Origin of the sequence: Corynebacterium nasorum, assembly GCF_022347325.1 — a bacterium.
Lineage (GTDB): Bacteria > Actinomycetota > Actinomycetes > Mycobacteriales > Mycobacteriaceae > Corynebacterium > Corynebacterium kefirresidentii.
Window position 1 is genome coordinate 1 of sequence record NZ_JAKRDU010000028.1, and the last position, 9,405, is coordinate 9,405.

A 9,405-nucleotide genomic window follows, 5' to 3' on the forward strand; every position below is an offset into this window, starting at 1 on the left:
CCCGGATGCGGTGATCGTCAGCCGGGTGTTCGAGGCTGCCTGAGAACGCCGACCCGCAGCGAGCATCAGAGGATGAAGACTGGGTCGTCTCGGCTCTCCGCCTGAAGTTTGCAACAGCACCCAATGCTGTGATGGCGGGACTCCTAGAGTCAAAGTTTGAGAATATCCAGGCCTATACGGAAGTTTTCCAGGACGGCATGCTCGACCTGATTGACGCGGGCAAGATGACCGTTGCCTCGGCCACCTCCTTCGCCCTGTCGCCCGAGTACGCAGAAGAGATGAACGCCGAGGCGGAGCGCTACCGCAAGCACATCATCTTGCGGCCGCAGCAAGTCTCCAACCACCCGGAGGTTATCCGCCGCCTCGGCTTTATTGCCTCCAACGGCATGATCGAGGCCGATATCTACGGCAATATTAACTCCACCAACGTGGGTGGCTCTCGTATTATGAACGGAACGGGCGGCTCGGGAGACTTCACACGCAACGGTTATATCACCACGTTCGTCTCGCCTTCCGTGGCGAAAGACGGCAAGATTTCTGCCATTGTTCCCTTTGTCTCCCACACCGACCACACCGAGCACGATGCCATGGTGAATATCACGGAGTACGGCGTGGCTGACCTGCGTGGGCTAGCCCCGCGTGAACGTGTGGAGAAGGTCATCGCGGTGGCGCATCCCGAGTACCGTCCATTGCTGGAGCAGTACTACGAGCGGGCGAAGAAGAATAAGTTCATCCACACCCCGCACGATCTGAAGACCGCTTTTGATTTCCAGATTAACTTCGCAGAAAAGGGCGATATGCGCGCCTAGTTTTCTAAGCTAGGTGGGCAGGGGAGAGTACTTCGATCCCCACCGGCCCGGGGGCATGCGTGACTATGATGACGGTGCGCTCGGGCAGCGCACCCGGCAAAGGTTGGGTGCACAGCACATTAAGTAGGCGGGCGGAATCACTCGCAGCTATGTGCTCGGTGGGCTCGTCGAGCAGCAACACATCGGCCTTCGTGCACAGCGCGCGGGCCAGCAACAGTCGGCGGCGTTGTCCGCTGGAAAGTGAATCGGCGCCGTCGGAAAGCTGCGTGTCGAGGTCGAGCTCAAATCCCACGGCGGCAAGGGTAGTGCTCATTAAAGTCTCGGAGGCCTCAGGCGCAGCCACGCGAATGTTTTCGCGCACGCTGGTGGCAAATATCCAGGCATCCTCCGCCGATAGTATGCAAGAGGCAGGCCGCGTTACCTCGCCGGAGATGGCTTCGCGCACACCGGCGATAGTCTCGAGCAGCATAGTCTTTCCGGACCCGGACTTTCCGCGCACTACCACGCGTTGGCCAGGTAAGGCTTCGAAATTCCATACTGTATCCCCGAATTCGGTCCGCAGGTTGCGGGCGCGCACGAAGCGCGTGTCCGTGAATCGAGGCTGCGGCCTCGGCGGCGCCTTGAGAACGGCCGAAAGCGAGTGAATAGACCCCGAGGCCTCCTGCCAGGACTGTGCCGCCTGCGGTAGCGCCGCATGTGCCTCGAAAGAGGACAGTGCCAACAACACGAGCGTGCCCATCCACATCGGGTTTCCGGTGTAGAAGGCAAGGGCACAGATCAATACGCCTACTGCTGCACAGCCGATGGCGCCGGAACTTAGTGCATCTGCTACGGCGAGGGGCCGATCCGCGGCTACCCGGGCCGAGGTCTCGCGCCGCGAGGCTCGTGCGGCGAGATTCCTGAGCAGTTCTCCGCGCCCCGCGGCGGCGAACTCCACCCGGTTGTGCAGGGTGTTATCTAGATTCTCCGTGAAGGCATTTCGGGTAGATGTGGCTTGGGGCTTTCTACTAGCTTGTGCCACTAATGCTGGGACGGCGATGCCGGTTAGGGCGAAGGCTCCAGCCATAACCAGCGCGGCCGGGACCGACATTAAGAAGGCACAGATTAAGGACACGACGCTCAAGACCGCAGCTACCCCGCAGGGCACCAGCGTGCGCACGATGAGATCGGTGATCTTGTCCGCATCGTCGACTAGGCGTACGTGGGCCCGCCCGCGGGGACCGAGATCCACCTGGGAATCGATGAGCCCATTAAAGATGGCACTGCGCAATCGTGTGGTCGTGCGCAGCGCCAAACGGTGCGCATAAAGCCGGTCTGCGTAACGAAAGACTGCGCGTGAGATTCCCAACGCACGCACGCTGGTCACGGCGACGGAAAGCTCCAGTACCGGAGGAGCCTGCCAGGCTCGAGTAATCAGCCAACCCGAAGTCATTGCCAGAGCCAGGGCCGCCAGCAGGGCCAAGGAACTAACGCCAATGGCCACTGCCAAAGACGCGGGACTAAACCCGCAGGTGGAGAAGATAAACCGCAATTGAGTTAAGGTCGCCTCCCGCTCAGCTACGAGCGGGGTTGAGGCCTCGTTGGAGGAAGAAAAGCCTGTGGATTCAGCCTTAGAGGCGTGACTATTTCGGCTCATTTTCGGCTCCTTCCAAGCGGTAGACGCGGTCCGCAACCTCGAGTACACGAGGATCGTGGCTGGCGAGGACGACGGTGGCACCGGCATCGGCTCGGGAGCGCAGGGCGGCAAGGACGCCGTCGACAAGCGCGGGCGAAAGGTGTGCGGTGGGCTCATCGAGGAGATAACAGCGGGCAGGGCAGGCTAGGGCGCGAACGATGCCGAGCCGCTCGCGCTGGCCAGCTGATAGCCCGCTGCCGGACGATGAAATTTGGCGGCTTGCCGGCACCCCCACCGGGATCTCTGCGCTCGCGTGGGCCAGCTGGGGTGCCGGCGCCGCCCAGAGCTCGAGATTGTTCTCCACGGTGCCAGTAATTAGGGCTGGGGTGGCGGGCAAGTAAGAGACCTGGTCGGGTATCTCGACGTACCCACCAACCGCGGAATCAGGCAGTTGCCCAAGCAAGGCGAGCAGCACACTGGATTTGCCACTACCGTTTGGCCCCGCCAGCACCACCACCTGGCCTGGCTCGGCTTGCAGACTTAAGTCCTTGGGCCGCGTTCCCTCGCGCCCGTCGATGCTGAGGTTGTGTACGCTTACCTTGCCGGATTTAGACAGGTGGCGGTAGCTGCCGGCAACCTGCACCGGTTGCGCTATTAGGTCCAGAGCCGCCTTGGCAGATTCCATGCCATCCGCGGCAGCGTGGAAGCTAGTGCCGATGGTGCGCACTGGGTTAAAGACCTCGGGCACGATGATGAGCACCACCAGCGCAGGAAGCAGCTCGATATCGCCAGCCACTAGGCGCAGCCCGATGCTTACTGCCACTAGTGCCACAGATAGCGTGGCGATAAACTCCAGTGCGAAAGAAGATAAGAAAGCCAGCCGCAGCACTCCAAGGGTCGCCGCTGTGTGCCGTTTGCCTAATAGGGACACATACTGCTTCGGAGTTTCCGCAGTGCGAAGCGCCCTCAATGTCGGCGCACCACCCACGAGATCTGCAAGCTGCTGGCCTAGGCCCGCGGTTACCTCCAGGCGACGACGAGTGTGCTGGGCGGTGAGGGTTCCGATGAGAATCATAAACGCAGGGATGAGTGGCAAGGTGACCAGCGCAAAAATACCGGAAACCCAGTCGAAGTAGGCCACCGTAGCCAGCGCAGCCGGGGTGGAGATGCATGCGGCAATGAGCGCCGGAAGGAATTGGGAAAGATAGGGCCGAAAGTCCTCCATACCGCGGCCAAGGATGTGGCGCCAACGGCCTGATTCTTCTTCCACCACACGGGGATCGCGGTGGGATAACGCAGTCACGGTAGCCTCGCGCAGCTTGTCGACGCTCGCGCCTACCGCACGTGATTGTTCGCGCTGGGCCAGTCCGGCTACCGCCGCATGGACGACCACCACGGCGAATAACGCTATGAGCATCCACCAGATCGATGGCTCCTTGAGCCACGTGCCGGCGGGCCAAGCCCCCGGTTCAAGTGCCGTTCGAGTGATGACGGTGGCCGCGACGGAGCCGATGAGTATTCCGCGCGCTAGCACTAGCACGGTTGATAACGCCTGAAAGATGCCGGTACGCACGATGAGGCTTCGCACGGGCGGAACAAGGCGTAGGAGCGCAGGATCAACGGGAGCGGCCATAGTACCTCCTGCCTCGCTTAGTGTTCGACGGTGACGCGCTTGCGGAATTGCCAGTAGGACCAACCTTGGCCGATGATGACACACGGTGCCAGCAACAGCGATGCCCAGCTCATGATTTTCAGGGTATAGGGATTCGCGGATGCGTTGTAGATATCTAGACTCGCGATGTCATTGCTGGCTGGAAGCAGGTAGGGAAATAGGGAACCAAATAGGAAGACTCCGACGCCTACCACCGCGGCTGCAGTTCCGTAGAAGGCTAGGGCATCGCGGTTATTCCACACAGCGACCAGGGCCACGACCAAAGCCGCGAGCACGCCAACAAGTGCCAACCAGGTCCAGCCTTTGCCCGTGGCTAGTTGCATCCACAGTAGGTAGGCTGCGCCCACTGCAGCAGCGAGGGGAGCAATGCCGCCACGGGCGAGTTGATGCACGCGCCGGCGCAGCGGGTCAGCGCACTTGAGACCGAGGAAAAACAGACCGTGCGCGAAGAATAAGAGTACGAAGGCTAGGCCACCGAGCAGGCCGCGGGGATTGAGCAGACCGATAAAGCCCTCGGTGGCGGCTGAAACATGACCGAAGGAGGTGAAGTTGACCCCGATGACCATATTTGTCATCGCCACACCCCACAGGAAGGCCGGAACGATGGAGCCAAGGACGATCCCAGCGTCACAGCGACGCCGCCAGCTTAGGCTGTCTACCTTATGCCGCCACTCGATGGAGACTCCGCGCACAATGAGGGCGAGCAGAATGAGCAGGAGGGGAAGATAGAACCCAGAAAAGAGAGTGGCATACCAATCGGGGAAGGCAGCGAAGATGCTGCCGCCGGCCACGATCAGCCACACCTCGTTTCCATCCCAGAGGGGACCTATTGATTCGACGGCCGCGGAACGGCGGGCATCGGCCTCCTTGGCGCTTTTACCTCCCAGCAATGGCAAGGACATGCCCACGCCGAAGTCGAAGCCCTCTAGGACGAAGTAAATGGTGAAGAAGGCGGCGATGGCTAGAAACCAAATGGTATTGAGATCCATTACTTCTCCTCCGGGTTCTGCTTGTTATGGGAACCGGTTACAGTGTCAGTTTCGGTTCCAGGCCCGCCCTCCTGAGGCGGTGAGAAACTCAGCGGAGCCAGCTCAGTGTCTTCGCCTGGACCGTAGAGCGCCGCGGCGATATCTTTCTCCTCACCTTCGCGCAGGCCCGGCTGATTCAACCCCATCCGGGCATACTTTTGCATCAGCCAGAACCACACCACGGCCAGGGCCCCATATAGGGCGGTAAATGCCAATAGGCTCGTCCAGACCACCCATTCCGCGTGATCGGAGACACCGAAGTCCACGATGAGATGAATCTGTTCCTCGCCTCCGGGGAACTCGCCCTCCTGGAATGCCGGGTTGGGGGCGACGATCCACGGTTGGCGGCCCATTTCGGTAAAGATCCAACCGGCAAAGTTCGATAGCCAGGGCGCGGGCAGTGCGAGCAGTGCGCCGATCCCCATCCACCGGGCAGTGGGGACGCGTCCTTTGCGGGTGGTCCACAGGGCGACTATCGCCAGAATGCAAGGCACGGCGAGGAAGCCGATCATCAAACGGAAGGACCAGTATGTGACAAAGAGGTTGGGCATGTAATTGCCGGGGCCATAGAGTACTTCATAGTATTGCTGCAGCTCAGTAACCCCGCGCAGCTCGACGCCACTGAACTTTCCCTCAGCCAAGAAGGAGAGCACGTAGGGTACGTCGATGAGGTGTTGAGCAGTCTCGCAATTGTTCAGGCGTGAGAAAGCCAGGATTGAAAAGTTAGGATCGGTCTCGGTGTGACATAAAGCCTCCGCCGAGGCCATCTTCATAGGCTGCTGGATAAACATCAGCTTGCCTAGCGCGTCGCCGGTGATGGCCACAGCTGCTGTGCCCAATAAAATGATCCAGGAACCGAAGCGGGTAAGGCTGCGCCAGATGCCGGCCGCGTGACCATGTTCGTCTCCAGCGCGCGCGGTGCGAATCATCCACCATCCGGAGACACCGGCCACGAGCGTGCCGGCGAGGATCCAGCCGCCAGCCATTGCGTGCGGGAAGGCCTGCAGTGCGGTGGGATTGCTCAGCAGCGCCCACAGATCAACCAGCGTGGCGCGCCCGCGCTCAGCGTCGAACTCCGCGCCCACGGGGTGCTGCATGAAGGAGTTAGCCACGATAGTGAAGTAAGCAGAAACATTCACCGCCACCGCGACAGTCCAAATGGAGGCCAGATGTGCCCAGGCAGGAACGCGATCCCAGCCGAAGATCCACACTCCTAAGAAGATGGACTCAAAGAAGAAGGCCGCCAAGCCCTCGAAAGCCAGGGGAGCACCGAAGACGTCTCCGACGAAGCGCGAGTACTCCGACCAGTTCATACCGAACTGGAACTCCTGTACGATGCCGGTAACCACACCCATGGCAAAATTGACCAAGAATAGATTTCCAAAAAACTTCGTGGCTCGGAACCATTCCGGGTTGCCAGTGCGGTGCCAGATGGTCTGCATGATGGCGACCATCGGTGCTAGCCCCATGGTCAGCGGCACAAAAATATAGTGATAAACGGTGGTGATGCCGAACTGCCATCGAGAAATATCAACAAGATCTAATTCCATATGGACACTTCCTTCGAGTCCTATTCGGCGTGGACGCCATGCTTATCGATGTCAACTGCGGCGGCGACCGCCGTCCACGGCTGGGGAAGGAAAACCTGTGGCCTTCCCTGTGCGCGGTCACTTATTGAAGTAGTCGACGAGGAGACCGCGAGGGTTCCGTACTATGAACAAAAACACGAACCTCGCTCACTGTAGAGCTTTATGCACTTAGCTCGATAGGTGCTGTTGCAACAGCACCAAAAAAGTTAAAACGTAGGACCACTCCAACAGGAACAATCGACCTATCACCCAAACCAGATTTAAAGTGCCTAAGACAAAGAGAGAAAAAGCTTCTCCATCTTTTCAGCAACGATTCCGTCCGGGCCTTCCTCGCTATAGCACCGTTTAAGCCCCGCCGCGATAACGGAATACCCTGCACGGTCGATTGCTTTGGCAGCAGCGGCGAGCTGGGTGATTGCTGCCTCGCATTCCTCCCCAGATTCGAGCATGCGGATAACCGCGTCAATTTGCCCGCGTGCTCGTTTCAATCTGGTAATCGACGGCTTCACCTCTTGCGGATCGAGGTTCATTAATCCTCCTGTCCATTAGTCCACGTAAGGTAACCACCGTCTAGATTAGCAACGTCGTAGCCTAGGTTTGTGAGCAACCGTGCCGCATTATGCCCGCGGAGTCCCACCTGGCAATGCACAATAACGTCGTCATGATCAGCAATCTCCTCGTGCCGAACACGCAACTCATCCAAAGGAATATTTACCGCCCCTGGAATCGCGCCGGAAGCAAACTCTTCTGGACTGCGAACATCAACAAGCAATGCGCCAGACGCTAGGCGCTCATCGAGCTCGTGCCACTGAACGGTTTTCTCCCCACGGGCAATATTGTCATTAATAAATCCAGCAAAATTGATTGGATCCTTAGCCGAGCCGAACTGTGGTGCGTAGGCCAATTCCAAATCTGCCAAATCGGTCGCGCTCAAGCCAGCTCGCATGGCAGTGGCGATAACGTCGATACGCTTATCCACTCCCTCTTCGCCTACAATCTGTGCGCCCAAAATGGCATCACTCTCAGCATCCACAATCATTTTCATATGTAGTTGGGCTGCACCCGGATAATACCCGGCATGGCTCGATGGGTGGAGGTGAATAACGCGCACGTCCTTCCCTTCGGCTCGGACACGGCGCTCGTTCCACCCCGTTGATGCTGCAGCTAGGCCAAATAGTCCCACGATTGCAGTTCCAAGTACCGGCAGGGAACTAGTGGTGCGGCCGGTAATAATATCTGCCACTAGGCGTCCATGGCGATTAGCAGTCTGCGCTAAGGGCACCAAAGTGTTGTCGCCGGAATGAATATCTTTCTTAGTTGCAGCATCTCCTAAAGCAAATATGTGCGGGTCACTTGTGCGCTGTTGTGCATCGACGATGATCCCGCCACGGTCCGAGACTTCCAACCCCGCTGCTTGAGCGAGTTCACTGGCTGGGCGCACACCAATTGCTGCAATGACTAAATCTGCCTCAAGGGTCTGCCCATTCTGCAGGGTCACACCGGTCTCAGAAATTTCCGTAGCCTGGGCGTTAGTCCGGATATCCACGCCATTGTCTCGCATATGCTTAGCAACGATCGCTGCCATTTCTACGTCCAGTGGCCCCATAATCTGTGAGCCAGCCTCTACGAGCGTGACGGCCAAGCCTTGGTGACGTAGGTTTTCCGCCATTTCAAGGCCGATGAATCCTCCACCGATGATGACGGCTTTTTCCTTGCCCGGTACCGCAGTGGCAATACGGTCTACGTCCTCTACCGTCCGTAGAGTATACGCAGTCTCGATTCCTGCAATGGGCGGTAAGAACGGCGTTGCCCCTGGTGAGAGCACGAGATCGTCATACCTAATGACCTCACCAGACTCCGTGGTTACCGTCTGCTCATCTGGGTCAATGCTTGACGCGCGAGTATTAACTCGGACATCTAGATTGAACCTTTCTTTAAGCGCTTCTGGCGTCTGGAGCAACAGTGAAGAACGATCTGGGATTACTCCGCCGACATGGTACGGCAGACCACAATTGGCAAAAGATACGTGCCCGGAGGCCTCCAGAACGATAATGGTGCGATTTTCATCGTTACGACGCAGGCGCGTAGCGGTGGACATACCGCCAGCTACGCCACCGATAATAACTGTAGTGGGATTATTGGACATATCTGAACCTTTCAAGAGGATTGAGACAAGAAGGACACTCTTCCGAAAAATCCGTAACGCTAGCCAAAAATTCGGCCAAGCAGGCCCGCCGGGCCATTGCTTCCAGCGTTACTACTGCGTGGACAGGTGCACCATTGGTTGGCAGGAACGGAAGCTTTTACTTGCTCGATGTGATTACCACACCCCTCCCAGGTGGTCTTTCCACAGTTGTTACATTTCACAGGACGACACATAGAAATTCTCCCTTCGTTCCTATACCCCATGGGGTATAGCGCTTACCAGCACCAATATACCCCTGGGGGTATAATGGCGTCAAGGGTTCCCTGTTAGAACAAATGGAAACCGACATCACAGAAATGCGAAAAGCCCAGCCGAAGCCCCCCTGGCTTGAACATATGGCGATGAAAACTAGACTTCAAGTAGTGGAACTTTTGGTATGGAGATGCCTATGCGTAAGACCTTAATCAGCCTCACCGGCCCCGCCTTCGTTGCTGCAGTGGCTTACGTCGACCCCGGCAACGTAGCCGCCAACATCAGCGCCGGCTC

General features: G+C 58.3%; 7 protein-coding genes and 1 pseudogene. 1 reads left to right on the forward strand and 7 read right to left on the reverse strand.

Annotation, left to right across the window (positions count from 1 at the left end; all coding sequences use genetic code 11):
- Nucleotides 1-119: 119 nt before the first annotated feature.
- Nucleotides 120-809 (forward strand): annotated as a pseudogene (locus MHK05_RS11640) (acetyl-CoA hydrolase/transferase C-terminal domain-containing protein); the annotation flags it as partial.
- Nucleotides 810-813: 4 nt separating this feature from the next.
- Here the strand turns inward: MHK05_RS11640 and cydC are convergent.
- From cydC to MHK05_RS11990, 7 genes are all read right to left on the reverse strand, one after another.
- Complete coding sequence (gene cydC / locus MHK05_RS11645) at nt 814-2,445, reverse strand: thiol reductant ABC exporter subunit CydC (protein ID WP_086589227.1); 1,632 nt, start codon at nt 2,443-2,445, stop codon at nt 814-816.
- Complete coding sequence (locus MHK05_RS11650) at nt 2,432-4,057, reverse strand: ATP-binding cassette domain-containing protein (RefSeq protein ID WP_239206877.1); 1,626 nt, start codon at nt 4,055-4,057, stop codon at nt 2,432-2,434. The genes cydC and MHK05_RS11650 overlap by 14 nt, the downstream gene beginning before the upstream one ends.
- A 17-nt stretch (nt 4,058-4,074) precedes the next feature.
- Nucleotides 4,075-5,085, reverse strand: coding sequence for a cytochrome d ubiquinol oxidase subunit II (gene cydB / locus MHK05_RS11655; RefSeq protein WP_086589200.1), 1,011 nt, complete (start codon nt 5,083-5,085; stop codon nt 4,075-4,077).
- Complete coding sequence (locus MHK05_RS11660) at nt 5,085-6,674, reverse strand: cytochrome ubiquinol oxidase subunit I (protein ID WP_239206878.1); 1,590 nt, start codon at nt 6,672-6,674, stop codon at nt 5,085-5,087. The genes cydB and MHK05_RS11660 overlap by 1 nt, the downstream gene beginning before the upstream one ends.
- 308 nt (nt 6,675-6,982) lie before the next feature.
- Entirely contained in the window at nt 6,983-7,243 is a 261-nt protein-coding gene (locus tag MHK05_RS11665) for a metal-sensitive transcriptional regulator (RefSeq protein ID WP_239206879.1), read from the reverse strand.
- Nucleotides 7,243-8,859 (reverse strand): FAD-dependent oxidoreductase, encoded by a 1,617-nt coding sequence (locus MHK05_RS11670; RefSeq protein WP_039676320.1) that lies wholly within the window; start codon nt 8,857-8,859, stop codon nt 7,243-7,245. The genes MHK05_RS11665 and MHK05_RS11670 overlap by 1 nt, the downstream gene beginning before the upstream one ends.
- Nucleotides 8,860-8,918: 59 nt before the next feature.
- Complete coding sequence (locus tag MHK05_RS11990) at nt 8,919-9,122, reverse strand: DUF8730 family Cys-rich protein (RefSeq protein ID WP_524535292.1); 204 nt, start codon at nt 9,120-9,122, stop codon at nt 8,919-8,921.
- Nucleotides 9,123-9,405: the final 283 nt, after the last annotated feature.

Bases quoted from the DNA above. Each gene is read 5' to 3' on its own strand.
- MHK05_RS11670 (WP_039676320.1), bottom strand. From the start codon at position 8,859: ATGTCCAATAATCCCACTACAGTTATTATCGGTGGCGTAGCTGGCGGT.
- MHK05_RS11665 (WP_239206879.1), bottom strand. From the start codon at position 7,243: ATGAACCTCGATCCGCAAGAGGTGAAGCCGTCGATTACCAGATTGAAA.
- MHK05_RS11650 (WP_239206877.1), bottom strand. From the start codon at position 4,057: ATGGCCGCTCCCGTTGATCCTGCGCTCCTACGCCTTGTTCCGCCCGTG.
- cydC (WP_086589227.1), bottom strand. From the start codon at position 2,445: ATGAGCCGAAATAGTCACGCCTCTAAGGCTGAATCCACAGGCTTTTCT.
- MHK05_RS11660 (WP_239206878.1), bottom strand. From the start codon at position 6,674: ATGGAATTAGATCTTGTTGATATTTCTCGATGGCAGTTCGGCATCACC.
- MHK05_RS11990 (WP_524535292.1), bottom strand. From the start codon at position 9,122: ATGGGGTATAGGAACGAAGGGAGAATTTCTATGTGTCGTCCTGTGAAA.
- cydB (WP_086589200.1), bottom strand. From the start codon at position 5,085: ATGGATCTCAATACCATTTGGTTTCTAGCCATCGCCGCCTTCTTCACC.